This window comes from Pseudomonas sp. JR33AA (genome assembly GCF_021378985.1).
Taxonomy (GTDB): domain Bacteria; phylum Pseudomonadota; class Gammaproteobacteria; order Pseudomonadales; family Pseudomonadaceae; genus Aquipseudomonas; species Aquipseudomonas alloputida.
This window is the reverse complement of sequence record NZ_JAJSAW010000011.1, coordinates 1-13,906: the sequence shown is the minus strand read 5'-3', so window position 1 is coordinate 13,906 and position 13,906 is coordinate 1. Positions and strand designations below refer to the sequence as shown.

Genomic DNA, 13,906 nt, shown 5'->3' with positions numbered 1-13,906 from the left:
GGCGAAGATGGCGCAGCGGACGGGACTCGAACCCGCGACCCCCGGCGTGACAGGCCGGTATTCTAACCGACTGAACTACCGCTGCGTATCATTCAGGCTTTCGCCCGATTGAAACCTGGGTCTACCCTTCCGGCGCGATGGCCTCAGGGCAGGCACAAAAAAAGCGATAACGCGATCGCTTCTCTTGTGTTTGCTTCAAGGTGTTCTAGGGACCTTGAAGCGAAGATGGCGCAGCGGACGGGACTCGAACCCGCGACCCCCGGCGTGACAGGCCGGTATTCTAACCGACTGAACTACCGCTGCGTATCGTTCAGGCTTGCGCCCGATTGAAACTGGGTCAGCCCAAGGCAATTGCCTTGTGGCTTCAGACCGGTGCCAAGCACCCATCTGTTACTGAAAAATGGCGCAGCGGACGGGACTCGAACCCGCGACCCCCGGCGTGACAGGCCGGTATTCTAACCGACTGAACTACCGCTGCGCAGTGCGTTCCTCTCTGGCTATCGGCTTCTTGCGAACCCGATGCTCCAGGAACATCTCAGGAAGTGGTGGGTGATGACGGGATCGAACCGCCGACCCTCTGCTTGTAAGGCAGATGCTCTCCCGGCTGAGCTAATCACCCTCGCGATGTTGCTTGTTGCGTTTGCTTCGCTGAGGCCGCGAAATTTACGCAGGTGGCGAAGCTAAGTCAATAGCCCCATTGAATTTTTTTCAAAAAGGCAACGTGATGTGATTGCCTGTGCCGGCCTCTTCGCGGGTAAACCCGCCCCTACAACGGTTAATGTCCGATTGTAGGAGCGGGTTTACCCGCGAAGAGGCCGGCGCAGAATAAACAAAGTGCTCAGCTGTAGATCATCTTGCGGGTCATGCCGCCATCGACCACAAACTCCTGGCCGGTGACAAATGCCGCCTGGCGTGACAGCAACCAGGCAACCATGGCCGCTACATCCTCCACAGTCCCTACCCTGCCCGTTGGGTGCTGGGCATGGTCAGCTTCGCTCAACGGCTCGGCACGGCGCTGCGACGGATCACGGGCATCGATCCAGCCCGGGCTCACCGCATTGACGCGAATCTCCGGGCCCAGGCTCATGGCCAGGGCATGGGTCAAAGCCACCAGGCCACCCTTGCTGGCCGCGTAAGCCTCGGTGTCGGGTTCGGACTGCCGAGCACGGGTAGAGGTCAGGTTGACGATCGCCCCATTGTGCGCACGCAGGTACGGGGCACAATGCTTGGCCAGCAGCATGGGCCCGCTGAGGTTGACCGCCAGCACCCGGTTCCATTGCGCCAGGCTCAGGCTTTCCAGCGTCTGGTTGTGCGGGTTGGCAATGGCCGCATTGCACACCAGCGCGTCCAGCCGGCCGAACTGCCCGAGCACTTCGGACACGCCGGCACTGACCTGGGCCTCATCGGCAACGTCCATGGTGATGAACCAGGCGTTGTCGCCCAATGCCTTGGCCACTTTGGTACCACGCTGGCGGTCCAGATCACTCAACACCACTTGCCAGCCTTCGCAGATCAGCCATGCAGCAATGCCCAGACCGATGCCGCGGGCGGCGCCCGTGACCAAGGCTACCCGGCCATTGTGGCCCGGGGTGCTGCCGCTGATTGCGATCACAATGCGGCCAGCCCGCGCGCCAGGTCAGCCTGCAGGTCGGCCACGTCTTCCAGGCCCACGGCGACGCGGATCAGGCTGTCGCGGATACCAGCAGCTTCACGTTCCTGCGGCGATAGGCGACCGTGCGAGGTAGTAGCCGGATGAGCAATGGTGGTTTTGCTGTCACCCAGGTTGGTCGTGATGGAAATCACTCGGGTAGCGTCGATGAAACGCCACGCGCCCTCTTTACCACCCTTGACCTCAAAGCTGACCACTGCACCAAACCCGCTCATCTGGCGCTTGGCCAGCTCGTGCTGCGGGTGGCTGGGTAGGCCGGCGTAGTGCACCTTCTCCACGCCGTCCTGCTGCTCCAGCCATTCGGCCAGGGCCTGAGCGCTTTCGCAGTGTGCACGCATACGCAGGCGCAGCGTTTCCAGGCCCTTGGTAAAGATCCAGGCGTTGAACGGGCTGAGGGTTGGACCTGCGGTTCGCAGGAAACCCACCACTTCTTTCATTTGCTCGGTACGGCCGGCAACCACACCGCCCATGCAGCGGCCCTGGCCGTCGATGAACTTGGTGGCCGAGTGGAACACAATGTCAGCACCCAGCTTCAGCGGCTGCTGCAACGCCGGGGTACTGAAACAGTTGTCCACCACCAGCATGGCGCCCCGCGCATGGGCGATTTTGCTGAGCGCAGTGATATCGACCAACTCGGCCAGCGGGTTGGAGGGCGACTCGACGATCAGCAGCTTGGTGTTGGCCTTGATGGCCTTTTCCCAACCGGTGAGGTCGACCAGTGGCACGTAGTCCACTTGTACGCCAAAGCGCTTGAAGTACTTCTCGAACAGGCTGATGGTGGAGCCGAATACGCTCTGCGACACCAGCACATGGTCACCGGCGCTGCACAGCGACATGACCACGGCCAGGATCGCCGCCATGCCGGTGGACGTACCCACGGCCTGTTCGGCACCTTCCATGGCCGCCAGGCGCTCCTCGAAGGCACGCACCGTCGGGTTGGTGTAGCGCGAATAGACGTTGCCCGGCGTTTCGCCGGCAAAGCGCGCAGCAGCATCGGCTGCCGTGCGGAACACATAGCTGGAGGTCAGGAACAGCGCTTCGCTGTGCTCGCCTTCCGGGGTACGGTTTTGACCAGCGCGTACCGCCAAGGTGTCGAAACCGACACCCTCGAGGTCACTGTCCAGTCGCCCGGCATCCCATTGATCCGTCATGCCGTCGCTCCCAAAATCAGTTGTTGTAAAGGTCGATGATCGCGCTGACGGCCTGGTTCTTGACCTTGGCCAAGTCGTTACGGGCCTGCTCGATGCGGTCGAGGTAGGCTTCGTCGATATCGCCAGTGACGTATTCACCGTTGAACACCGCGCAATCGAACTGCTCGATCTTGATCTTGCCGCCACCGACCGAGTCGATCAGGTCTGGCAGGTCCTGATAGACCAGCCAGTCGGCGCCAATCAACTCACCCACCTGTTCGGTGGTGCGGTTGTGGGCGATCAGTTCGTGCACACTCGGCATGTCGATGCCGTAGACGTTGGGGTAGCGTACTGCAGGGGCCGCGGAGCAGAAGTAGACATTCTTGGCGCCGGCTTCACGGGCCATCTGGATGATCTGCTTGCAGGTGGTGCCGCGCACGATCGAGTCGTCCACCAGCATCACATTCTTGCCGCGGAACTCCAGCTCGATGGCGTTGAGCTTCTGACGCACCGACTTCTTGCGCGCGGCCTGACCGGGCATGATGAAGGTACGGCCGATGTAACGGTTCTTGACGAAACCTTCGCGGAACTTGACGCCCAGGCGGTTGGCCAGTTCCAGCGCGGCGGTGCGGCTGGTATCCGGGATCGGGATGACCACGTCGATATCATGATCAGGGCGCTCGCGCATGATCTTGTCGGCCAGCTTTTCACCCATGCGCAGACGCGCCTTGTACACCGAGACCCCATCGATGATCGAGTCCGGCCGCGCCAGGTAGACGTGCTCGAAGATGCACGGCTGCAGCTTCGGCGCTTCGGCGCATTGCTTGGTGAACAGCTGGCCTTCTTCGGTGATGTACACCGCTTCGCCCGGCGCCAGGTCGCGGATCAGGGTGAAGCCGAGCACGTCCAGGGCGACGCTTTCCGACGCGATCATGTATTCCACACCTTCGTCGGTGTGACGCTGGCCGAACACCACCGGGCGAATGCCATGGGGGTCGCGGAAGCCTACGATGCCGTAGCCGGTGATCATGGCCACGACGGCGTACCCGCCAACGCAGCGGCTGTGCACATGGGAGACCGCAGCGAACACGTCTTCTTCGGTCGGCTGCAACTTGCCGCGCACTGCCAGTTCGTGGGCGAACACGTTCAGCAGCACTTCCGAGTCGGAATTGGTGTTGACGTGGCGCAGGTCGGACTCGTAGATCTCCTTGGCCAACTGCTCGACATTGGTCAGGTTGCCGTTGTGAGCCAGGGTGATACCGTAAGGCGAGTTGACGTAGAACGGCTGGGCCTCGGCCGAGGTCGAGCTGCCCGCAGTCGGGTAGCGCACGTGGCCGATGCCGATGTTGCCTACCAGGCGCTGCATGTGGCGCTGCTGGAACACGTCGCGCACCAGGCCATTATCCTTGCGCAGGAACAACCGGCCGTCATGGCTGGTCACGATACCGGCAGCGTCCTGGCCGCGGTGCTGGAGGACCGTAAGCGCGTCATACAGCGCCTGATTGACGTTCGACTTACCGACGATACCGACGATGCCACACATGCGACGCAACCCCTACTTTGATGAAACTTGAGTGAATAGCGCTCAAGGCTTGGACGGCCCGAGCAACTGTTCCTTGAACGGAAGATCAGCCGGAGTGCTGATCAGCCCACTGGGCGTCCATTGGCCGGTGAAACCCAGAATCAGGTTTTTCGACCAGTCGGCGACCAAGAGAAATTGTGGTATCAGGCGTGATTCCTGCCACCAGGTGTCTTGTTGAACCGGCCCCAGGCTGATCAGGCCTATGGCCACCACTACCAGCAAGGCCCCGCGCGCAGCACCGAAGGCCATGCCCAGGAAACGATCGGTGCCGGACAGCCCGGTCACGCGGATCAGCTCACCGACAAGGAAGTTGACCATGGCCCCCACCAGCAAGGTGGCGACGAAAAGAATGGCGCAGCCAGCGATGACGCGCATCGATGGCGTCTGGATATAGCTCTCAAGATACACCGAGAGCGAACCGCCGAACATCCAGGCAACCGCACCGGCAATGATCCAGATGAGCAAGGACAAGGCCTCCTTGACGAAGCCGCGCTTGAGACTGATCAGTGTGGAGACGGCGATGATCGCGATGATCGCCCAATCAACCAAGGTAAATGCCACGGTGTTGCCTGCAGACGTTTGAGGCGGCGCATTTTACCAGAGCGGCGGGCCGGGAGTAAGCGGAATGTCAGCTGGATTGGTGTTGGGCCATTGGCAGGCAAACCCGCCCCCAGCAGGTTCCGGGTGAGCCTTGCAGCGGCGCGGTACCTGCAGGAGCGGCCTCACCCGCGCATGGGCGGCACGGCCGCCCCGGGGAATCAGCTGCGCTCAGGCTGGAAGCGCACCACAAAGCCCTTGAGACTGTTCTGACGGTTGATGGCGTCACGCACGCGCTCGGCCTCCGCGCGCTCGATCAACGGCCCCACGTACACCCGGTTCATGCCACCTGCCGTACGGATATAGGCGTTGTAGCCCTGGCTACGCAGAGTTTGCTGCAGCTTTTCGGCACCGGCGCGGTTGGACAGACTGGCCAGTTGGATCGACCAACTGACGGGCAGGCCATTGGGGTCGATCTTCGATGGTGCGGCAGGCGCGGGTGTTGCAGCGGCCTTGGCCTCCACCTTGGGCGCGGGTGCCTGCGGCTTGGGCGGCTGAACCTGCGCCTGGGCCTGCGGCGACGGGGTGATTGGCTGGCTGGGTGTACTCGCCGGCGCAGTGGCCTCGTCGATCACCACCGGCGCCTCCTGCGCCTCCTGCGCAATAACCTGTGGCTCCGGCACGGCAACCGGCTCCACCTTCACTTCCGGCAGGCTGGGCATGGCCGGTGCCTGCGGGGCTTCGACGTGCACCTGGCGCATCTCATCCTCGCGGGTAAACAGCATCGGCAGGAAGATAACCGCCAGCGCTACCAGCACCAGCGCACCTACCATGCGCTGTTTCATCCCTTTATCCAGCACAGCCATCTATTCCACCCTCCTGGGCACGCCGCTCCAGCCATTCCAGCGCCTGGGCGACACAGAAAAACGAACCGAACAGCAGGATCTGATCATCTGCCGTCGCCTGCGCACATTGCCCTTCAAGGGCGGCGTCGACGCTGGCATAAGACTTCACCGCGGCACCGAGGTTCGCCAAGGACGTGGCCAGTTCGGCGGCCGGGCGACTGCGCGGGGTATCCAGCGGCGCCACCGCCCAGTCGTCGATAAGGCCCTGCAGCGGCGCGATAACGCCCTCCAGATCCTTGTCGGCAAGCAGGCCAAATACCGCGAGGCGGCGCCCCTTCAGCGGCCGGGCCGCCAGGCGCCTGGCCAGGTACTGCGCCGCATGCGGGTTATGCCCGACATCCAGCAGCAACGCTAGCGTCTTACCCTGCCAGTTCAACAGACGGAGATCGAGACGCCCAGTGATACGGGTATCCAGCAGCGCCTGGCGAACCTGCGCCGCGTCCCACGGCAGCCCCATCAGCAGGTAAGCCTGCAAGGCCAGCGTGGCGTTTTCCATGGGCAGGTCAAGCAAAGGCAGGTCACGCAGCTCGACCTGCGCGCCATCGGCGGCAGTACCACGCCAGCTCCAGCAGCCTTCGGCGCTGGCCAGGTCGAATTCGCGACCGCGCAGGAACAGTGGCGCGGCCAGTTCGGCGGCCTTGTCCAGCAACGGCCCGGGCGGATCCAGATCACCGCACAGGGCCGGTTTGCCCGGGCGGAAGATGCCGGCCTTCTCGAAGGCCACCCGCTCGCGGGTATCACCCAGGTAATCAACATGGTCGACACCGATGCTGGTCACCAGGGCAAAGTCGGCATCCACGACGTTGACGGTATCCAGGCGGCCACCCAGGCCCACCTCCAGCACCACCGCATCCAGCTGCGACTGGTAGAACAACCAGAACGCGGCCAACGTCCCCATCTCGAAGTAGGTCAGGGAAATATCGCCCCGCGCCGCCTCGACAGCGGCGAAGGCTTCGCACAGGCGCTCATCGCTGGCCTCTTGGCCATCGATCACCACCCGCTCGTTGTAACGTAGCAGGTGCGGCGAACTGTACACACCTACCTTGAGCCCCTGGGCACGCAGCAACGACGCCACAAAGGCGCAGGTCGAACCCTTGCCGTTGGTGCCGGTTACTGTCACCACGCGCGGCGCCAGCTTGCCCAGCGCCAAGCGGGCAAGCACCTTCTGCGACCGCTCCAGGCCCATGTCGATGGCCGAGGGGTGCAACTGCTCGAGGTAGGCGAGCCATTCGCCCAGGGATCGTTGTTTCATCACGCGACGGCAGCCGCCTCACGCGCTTCTTCCGGCGTTTGCTGACCGGTCATCTGCGCCAGCAGGCGGGCCAGACGCGGGCGCAATTCGCCACGGGAGATGATCAGGTCGATGGCACCGTGCTCCAGCAGGAACTCGCTGCGCTGGAAGCCTTCAGGCAGCTTCTCGCGTACGGTCTGCTCGATCACGCGCGGGCCGGCGAAACCGATCAGCGCCTTCGGCTCACCGACGATGACGTCGCCGAGCATCGCCAGGCTGGCGGAAACACCGCCATACACCGGATCGGTCAGGACCGAGATGAACGGGATGCCTTCTTCGCGCAGACGCGCCAGCACAGCCGAGGTCTTGGCCATCTGCATCAGCGAGATCAGCGCTTCCTGCATGCGCGCGCCGCCCGAAGCGGAGAAGCAAACCATTGGGCAGCGGTTTTCCAGGGCATAGTTGGCCGCGCGCACGAAGCGCTCGCCGACGATGGCACCCATGGAACCGCCCATGAACGAAAATTCGAAGGCGCTCACCACGATCGGCATGCCCATCAGGGTGCCGCTCATGGAGATCAGCGCGTCCTTTTCGCCGGTCTGCTTCTGTGCAGCGGTCAGGCGGTCCTTGTACTTCTTGCCATCACGGAACTTCAGGCGGTCGACCGGTTCCAGGTCAGCGCCCAGTTCGGCCCGGCCTTCAGCGTCCAGGAAGATGTCGATGCGCGCACGTGCGCCGATGCGCATGTGATGGTTGCACTTGGGGCAGACATCCAGGGTCTTTTCCAGCTCCGGACGATACAGCACGGCCTCGCAGGACGGGCACTTGTGCCACAGGCCCTCAGGCACCGAGCTCTTTTTCACCTCGGAACGCATGATCGAAGGGATCAGTTTGTCGACTAACCAGTTGCTCATGCTTTCTTTCTCCAGTATTGGCAGGCGGGGGGACAGCATCACCGTCCCTGCCTTGCCCTTGAGCTCAAAATCTTTTATGAAACGATGGTGGACCGGCCGCCAGGGCTTCCAGCGCGCCACTCCACCGCTGATGTATTTTCTTGCCGCCATAGGTACTGGCGGCGGCCCAGCAGGGCTGCGAAAGCTATGGACGATGGCGCGCAGCCAGCCGTCACATCTGCCATCACGCCTGTTTCACCGCCTTGATGAAGGCCTCGATCTTCGCCGCATCCTTGATGCCCTTGGCCTGCTCGACGCCACCGCTGACATCCACCGCGTAAGGCTTTACCTGGGCAATGGCCTGGCCAACGTTATCGGCCGACAGCCCACCCGCAAGGATGATCGGCTTGCCAAGACGCGCCGGCACCAATGACCAGTCGAACGCCTCACCGGTTCCCCCTGGCACGCCAGGCACATAGGTGTCGAGCAAAATGCCGCGGGCACCCGCGTAAAGCCGACAGGCCGCCTCCAGGTCATCGCCAGGGCGCACACGCAGGGCCTTGATCCAGGGGCGATGGTAGCCTTCACAGTCCTGCGGGGTTTCATCGCCGTGAAACTGTAGCAGGTCCAGCGGGACCGCTTCGAGGATCTCGTTCAGCTCACAGCGCGAGGCATTGACGAACAGCCCGACCGTGGTCACGAACGGCGGCAACTCGGCAATGATCGCGCGCGCCTGGCGCACGTTCACCGCCCGCGGGCTCTTGGCATAGAAGACGAAGCCGATGGCATCGGCCCCCGCTTCGGCAGCGGCCAGTGCGTCTTCGATGCGGGTAATCCCGCAGATCTTGCTGCGAACATTGCTCATGGAACACGAACCCTGATTGTTGCGGCGAAAGGGCGGATGTTAGCAAATGGCTTTTCGCTCGTCAGTCTGCCAACGCCTCGTAACCACTCAAAAAGTGTGGACCGATGTAACGCTTGGGCAACGCAAACGCTTCGGGGTACTCCACCTGCACCAGGTAAAGCCCGTATGGGTGGGCCGTTACCCCACCTTCACGGCGGTTGCGCCCTTCCAGCACCTCGCGTGCCCAGGCAACCGGACGCTCGCCGGCGCCGATGGCCATCAGCACACCGGCAATGTTACGCACCATGTGGTGCAGGAAGGCGGTGGCACGCACGTCCAGCACGATCATCTGGCCATGGCGGGTAACACGCAGGTGGTAGATATGCTTGATCGGCGACTTGGCCTGACACTGGCTGGCGCGGAAGGCGCTGAAGTCGTGGGTACCCAGCAGGTACTGCGCCGCCTGGGCCATGCGCTCCACGTCCAGCGGACGGTGGTTCCAGGTCACTTCTTCGGCCAGGTGCGCCGGGCGAATCGGGTCGTTGTAGATGACGTAGCGGTAGCGCCGGGCGCAGGCCTTGAAGCGGGCATGAAAGTCGGCCGGCATTGGCCGCGACCAGACCACGCTGATGTCGTGCGGCAGGTTGAAGTTGGTGCCCATGGTCCAGGCGCGCTCGTCACGCACGGCACGGGTATCAAAGTGCACGACCTGCCCGCAGCCGTGAACGCCAGCGTCGGTACGCCCAGCGCAGACCACCGAAATCGGCTCGTTGGCAACCTTGGACAGCGCTTGTTCCAGAGCTTGCTGGACACTGGGCACGCCGCTGGCCTGACGTTGCCAGCCGCGGTAGCGCGCGCCTTTGTATTCCACGCCCAGGGCGATGCGGGAGTAGCCTTCGGCCGCGGATTCGGCGGTAGCGGTGTCGATGATGTCCAAGAGCATGAAACCTGTGGGGTGTACGGAATGGCGGGGATTATAACGACAACGGCAGCCTCGTAGGGCTGCCGGTGGATGCGCACTGCATGTGCGGGCCTCTGCGCGGGCGCGGCCAAGCCCACCAAAAGGCCTGACCTGCTTGCATCAGACCAGCCGGGAGAGCATGTCCTCGGCTTCCTGACGTTGGCTGTCGTCGCCATCCTTGACCACTTCATCGAGGATGTCGCGCGCGCCCTGGCTGTCACCCATGTCGATATAGGCACGGGCCAGGTCGAGCTTGGTGGCGACTTCGTCACTGCCGGAGAAGAAGTCGAAGTCCAGGTCGTCCAAGGGCTCGGGCTCTGGCTGCGCAACCGCGTCTTCGCTGGTGAAGTGCGGCTCCAGCGATGGCGTTTCGAGGCTCTGCGACAGCTTGTCCAGCTCGGCGTTGACGTCATTGAGCTCCGAGGCAAAGCTCTTGGCGGCCGGCGAATCGTCTTCCAGCGACAGGGACAGGTCAAAGTCCGATGGCAGGTCGAACTCGGAGACCGGGTCAAACTCCGGTTCGCTGTCGAAGGCAGCCAATTCGGAAGCGACATCCAGAGGATCTTGCGCCAGCGCCTCCGGCGCGGCCGGGGCAACCGGCTCGCTGACGTCGAGGTCGAAATCAGACAGGTCGACGGCAGGCTGAGGCTCGGCCTGAGCCAGCATGGCTTCGAAATCAGCGTCTGCGTCGGCTTGCAGCTCGGCATCCACGGCAAAGGGCTGTTCTTCTGGCTGAGCTTCTTCCTGTACGGGTTCATCCAGCACAGGCTCAGCGATTACCAGCTCGTCGGGTACGCCTCCTGGTGCCATCGGTTCGTCCAGCACGGACGCGGCCAGCGGGTCCTGATCGGCCAGGTCTTCACCCAGGCTCAGGTCGAAGGCGCTGTCCAGATCCTGCTCGGCCAGGTCCGTTGCGTCGAGCGTTGGCACTTCATCGAAGGCGTCCAGTTCGGTGTCAGGCTCTGCTTGCGCGACAGCCTCTGGCTCAACGTCCACTTGCGGCTCGCCCCCGGACAATTCGTCAGGCACCACATCGGCAACCACCGGCGCTTCAGGCTCATCGTGCAGCAGTTCTTGCACGTACTGCTCATCCATTTCGGCAGCCAGCGCCGCTGCACCCAGGCCGGCGGCAGCCAGGCCGAGCATGGCTGGGTAACGCTCTTTCAGCCCGGCGACTTCAGCAACGTTCTGCTCGCTGGCCGGCAGCTGACGCTCCTGTTCGGCGAACGCGCTTTGGTCACCCTGACGGGCGTACACGTCCATCAGCTTCAGGCGCAGGTCGTCACGCTCCGGCGCGCCGGCCACGGCGGGCTCCAGCAGTTCGGTGGCACGATTAAGGCGGCCTTCGGCCAGGCATTGGTCGACTTGCACCAGCAGCGCGGCGTGCGGGTCTGCTTGCGGTTCGGGCTCGGGTTCTGCCTCAGCGACCGGTTCTGCCACTTTTTCCGCAGCCACGGCAGCTGCAGCCGAAGCGGCAACCACAGCCGGCGACAGGGTTACGCCAGGTTCCCGGGCTTCGACGCCGTCGAAACTCTCGGTATCGCTGTCGAAACCTGCGCCCTGCTCTTCTTCCAGCGCCCGCGCCATGCGCAGGTGCTTCTCGGCTTCTTGCTGGGCTTTGCGTTTGCGCGCCAGCAGCCACAGCAGCAGTGCCAGCACCAGGATGCTGGAACCGGCAATCACCCCCAAAAGCCAAGGGTTGCCCAGGACCGAGTCGAGCGTACCCTTCGGCTGGCTGTCGGGTGCTGGCTGGGCGTCCGGCACAGGCTTGGGCGCGGTATCGGCAGCAGCAGGTGCCGGATTGACCACGGGCTGCTCCGGGATAGCGGCCGACGCGGCTGCGCCTTGGCCTTCCAGGCGTGCCAACTGGCTGTTCTTCAGCTCGATCAGGCGCTGCAGCTTGTCCAGCTGGCTCTGCAGGTCGGCCATGCGGCTTTGCAGTTCTTCGTTGTCGCGACGGCTGGTGTCCAGGCTTTCCTGGGCCATGGCCAGCTCGTCATTCAACGCCTTGGCCTGGCCTGCACCGGCCTGCTTGCCCGGGCTGACCAAGCGCAGGTTGTCGCCCTGGGCGATACGCGACGGTGCGGCCTCGGCGGTGCCACGGCGGGTGGCATCCAGCTGGCGGCCACGCGGCCCCAGGCGACGGCCTTCACGCCACGCCGCATACTGCTCGGCCACTTCGCGGTTCGCTTCGCCCTGGGCGATGCTCTGGATCTGCTGCTGGTCGGGCAGGCGCAAGACCTGGCCAACCTTCAGCTGGTTGATGTTGTTGCCTATGAAGGCGTCCGGGTTCAATGCCTGGATCGCGATCATGGTCTGCTGGATCGACCCACCCTGGGTGTTACGCGCGGCAATCTGCCACAAGGTGTCGCGACGCTGGGTGGTGTAGTTGCTGGCACCGGTCATGGCCGGTGTGACATTACCTGCCGCCGGCTTGTCGCCCTGTGCCTTGGCCTGGTCGAGCAGCACACTGTAGTCACGCAGCAAGCGGCCCTGCGGCCACATCACCTGCACCAGAAACTTGACCACCGGGCCTGGCAGCGGCTGACTGGACGTCACGCGCAGCACACTTTTGCCGTTGGGGTTGATCACCGGCGTGAAGGTCAGGTCTTCGAGGTAGGTCGGAAACGCCACCCCGGCCTTGCTGAACTCTTCCGGTGGCGCCAGGCTCGGCGCCACTTCGGCGGCTTTGAGGTCGCGCACGTCGAGCAATTCGATCTCGGCGTCCAGCGGCTGATTCTGTGCCGACTTCAGGGTCAGCTCCCCCAGGCCCAGCGCATTCGCCATGCCAGACGACAGCGCGGATGCTGCAGCCATGGCCAGAACCAGTTTGCGAATTCGAAGCATGACCTCTTCCCTTGTATGAATCGTCCCGAAACCTGCATGCGGAGCAGGACAAAAGTGCTCGCCAGTATCTTTTACGGCATGTGTTTAATCAACAATTGCGCCACTTGCACGGCATTGAGCGCGGCGCCTTTGCGCACGTTGTCGGTGGTTAGCCAGAGGTTGAGTTGCTGGTCTTCATCAACACCGTGACGTACACGTCCAACATAGACCACGTCTTGGCCCACTGCGTCACCTACCGGGGTCGGATAATCATCGTTTTCCACCCGCTCGATGCTGTCGGCACCCTCCAGGGCCTGGTTGACCGCTGCCAGGTCTACCGGGCGACGGCTTTGCACGCTCACACTGAAGCTATCGCCGAAAAACACCGGGACTTGAACACAACTCACGGAAATCTTCAGGTCAGGCAGGCCCAGCAGCACGCGCAGTTCGCTGACCAGGCGGCGCTCCAGCGCGGTATGGCCCTGCTCGTCGGTAGCACCGACCTGGGCCAGCAGGTTGAATGCCACCTGGCGGTCGAAGAAGCGCGGTTCCAGCGGGCGAGCATTGAGCAGTTCGGCGGTTTGCCGGGCCAGCTCGCTGACTGCTTCACGGCCTTGCGCAGACACCGCCAATGCGGCCATCACTTGCACCCGCTCGATGTCCAGCAGGCCTTTGAGCGGCGCCAGTGCGACAGCCAGGGCTACTGCGGCCGAGCATGGGCTGACAATGCGCGCTGGCAGCGACAGGCTGGCCAGGCGTTCGGCGTTGGCTTCCGGCACCAGGGCCAGGGCGTCGTCCAGGCCGCCTGACAGGTCGATGACCGTGCAGCCCGCCTGCAGCGCCTTGCCGGCAAAGCTGCGGCTGACGGCGGCGCCGGTGGCGAAGAAGGCCAGTTTGACCTGGGCGAAGTCGAAGCTGTCGACTTCGCGCACCTTCAGTTTCTTGCCAGCGAACATTACGCTGCTGCCCGCCGATTCCATGCTGGCCAGCAGGTGCAGGGTGGCAACCGGGAATGCCAACTCTTCGAGGATCTGCACCAAGGCTTCACCGACGCTGCCGGTGGCGCCGATGACGGCGATATCCAAAGGGTGTGTCATGGAAGGGATCCTTTTGCTGTAAACGGCGGGGGCGGCACTTTACTCGGATTGAAGGGTTTTGTCTGTGCCCCCCAGCGTTGCCTATTGCTGCTGTTGCTGTTGCTGTTGTTGTTGCTGTTGCTGTTGCTGTTGCTGTTGCTGTTGCTGTTGATCTTGATCTTGATCTTGATCTTGATCTTGATCTTGATCTTGATCTTGATCTTGATCTTGATCTTGATCTTGATCTTGATC

11 protein-coding genes and 4 tRNA genes are annotated in these 13,906 nt (G+C 63.2%); all 15 read right to left on the bottom strand.

Translation table 11 applies throughout. The annotated features are described in order from the left end of the window. Nucleotides 1-8 precede the first annotated feature (8 nt). Nucleotides 9-85: transfer RNA gene (locus tag LVS58_RS17745), tRNA-Asp, on the bottom strand. A 141-nt stretch (nt 86-226) separates the two neighbouring features. After that, nucleotides 227-303 (bottom strand) — tRNA-Asp (locus LVS58_RS17740). Between the two features lie 98 nt (nt 304-401). Further along, a tRNA-Asp gene (locus tag LVS58_RS17735) sits at nt 402-478 on the bottom strand. A 65-nt stretch (nt 479-543) separates the two neighbouring features. Next, a tRNA-Val gene (locus tag LVS58_RS17730) sits at nt 544-619 on the bottom strand. A gap of 219 nt (nt 620-838) precedes the next feature. Continuing rightward, nucleotides 839-1,612 carry an SDR family oxidoreductase gene (locus LVS58_RS17725; protein WP_233692124.1) on the bottom strand — a complete coding sequence of 258 codons (774 nt, stop codon included), beginning with the start codon at nt 1,610-1,612 and terminating at the stop codon, nt 839-841. Beyond that, complete coding sequence (locus LVS58_RS17720; RefSeq protein ID WP_233692123.1) at nt 1,609-2,820, bottom strand: O-succinylhomoserine sulfhydrylase; 1,212 nt, start codon at nt 2,818-2,820, stop codon at nt 1,609-1,611. The genes LVS58_RS17725 and LVS58_RS17720 overlap by 4 nt, the downstream gene beginning before the upstream one ends. A 16-nt stretch (nt 2,821-2,836) precedes the next feature. Further along, a complete protein-coding gene (gene purF, locus LVS58_RS17715) occupies nt 2,837-4,342 on the bottom strand; it encodes an amidophosphoribosyltransferase (RefSeq protein ID WP_004574897.1) in 1,506 nt (501 codons plus the stop codon). A gap of 42 nt (nt 4,343-4,384) precedes the next feature. Then, on the bottom strand, nt 4,385-4,942 hold the full coding sequence (locus LVS58_RS17710) for a CvpA family protein (protein WP_003247206.1): 558 nt from the start codon (nt 4,940-4,942) through the stop codon (nt 4,385-4,387). Between the two features lie 197 nt (nt 4,943-5,139). Then, nucleotides 5,140-5,784, bottom strand: coding sequence for an SPOR domain-containing protein (locus LVS58_RS17705; protein WP_233692122.1), 645 nt, complete (start codon nt 5,782-5,784; stop codon nt 5,140-5,142). Continuing rightward, nucleotides 5,768-7,075, bottom strand: coding sequence for a bifunctional tetrahydrofolate synthase/dihydrofolate synthase (gene folC / locus LVS58_RS17700; RefSeq protein ID WP_233692121.1), 1,308 nt, complete (start codon nt 7,073-7,075; stop codon nt 5,768-5,770). Before folC ends, LVS58_RS17705 begins: the two co-directional genes overlap by 17 nt. After that, nucleotides 7,075-7,968: an acetyl-CoA carboxylase, carboxyltransferase subunit beta gene (gene accD / locus LVS58_RS17695; protein ID WP_004574892.1), complete on the bottom strand. Its 894-nt coding sequence runs from the start codon at nt 7,966-7,968 to the stop codon at nt 7,075-7,077. The genes folC and accD overlap by 1 nt, the downstream gene beginning before the upstream one ends. A gap of 223 nt (nt 7,969-8,191) precedes the next feature. Further along, on the bottom strand, nt 8,192-8,812 hold the full coding sequence (locus LVS58_RS17690) for a phosphoribosylanthranilate isomerase (RefSeq protein WP_233692120.1): 621 nt from the start codon (nt 8,810-8,812) through the stop codon (nt 8,192-8,194). 61 nt (nt 8,813-8,873) lie between these two features. Beyond that, nucleotides 8,874-9,734, bottom strand: a complete 861-nt coding sequence (gene truA / locus LVS58_RS17685; protein WP_233692119.1) for a tRNA pseudouridine(38-40) synthase TruA — start codon at nt 9,732-9,734, stop codon at nt 8,874-8,876. A gap of 138 nt (nt 9,735-9,872) precedes the next feature. After that, nucleotides 9,873-12,599, bottom strand: coding sequence for a FimV/HubP family polar landmark protein (locus LVS58_RS17680; protein WP_233692118.1), 2,727 nt, complete (start codon nt 12,597-12,599; stop codon nt 9,873-9,875). A 71-nt stretch (nt 12,600-12,670) separates the two neighbouring features. Then, nucleotides 12,671-13,675, bottom strand: coding sequence for an aspartate-semialdehyde dehydrogenase (locus LVS58_RS17675; protein ID WP_233692117.1), 1,005 nt, complete (start codon nt 13,673-13,675; stop codon nt 12,671-12,673). Between the last annotated feature and the right edge of the window lie 231 nt (nt 13,676-13,906).

Bases quoted from the DNA above. Each gene is read 5' to 3' on its own strand.
- LVS58_RS17720 (WP_233692123.1), bottom strand. From the start codon at position 2,820: ATGACGGATCAATGGGATGCCGGGCGACTGGACAGTGACCTCGAGGGT.
- purF (WP_004574897.1), bottom strand. From the start codon at position 4,342: ATGTGTGGCATCGTCGGTATCGTCGGTAAGTCGAACGTCAATCAGGCG.
- LVS58_RS17705 (WP_233692122.1), bottom strand. From the start codon at position 5,784: ATGGCTGTGCTGGATAAAGGGATGAAACAGCGCATGGTAGGTGCGCTG.
- folC (WP_233692121.1), bottom strand. From the start codon at position 7,075: ATGAAACAACGATCCCTGGGCGAATGGCTCGCCTACCTCGAGCAGTTG.
- accD (WP_004574892.1), bottom strand. From the start codon at position 7,968: ATGAGCAACTGGTTAGTCGACAAACTGATCCCTTCGATCATGCGTTCC.
- LVS58_RS17690 (WP_233692120.1), bottom strand. From the start codon at position 8,812: ATGAGCAATGTTCGCAGCAAGATCTGCGGGATTACCCGCATCGAAGAC.
- truA (WP_233692119.1), bottom strand. From the start codon at position 9,734: ATGCTCTTGGACATCATCGACACCGCTACCGCCGAATCCGCGGCCGAA.
- LVS58_RS17680 (WP_233692118.1), bottom strand. From the start codon at position 12,599: ATGCTTCGAATTCGCAAACTGGTTCTGGCCATGGCTGCAGCATCCGCG.
- LVS58_RS17675 (WP_233692117.1), bottom strand. From the start codon at position 13,675: ATGACACACCCTTTGGATATCGCCGTCATCGGCGCCACCGGCAGCGTC.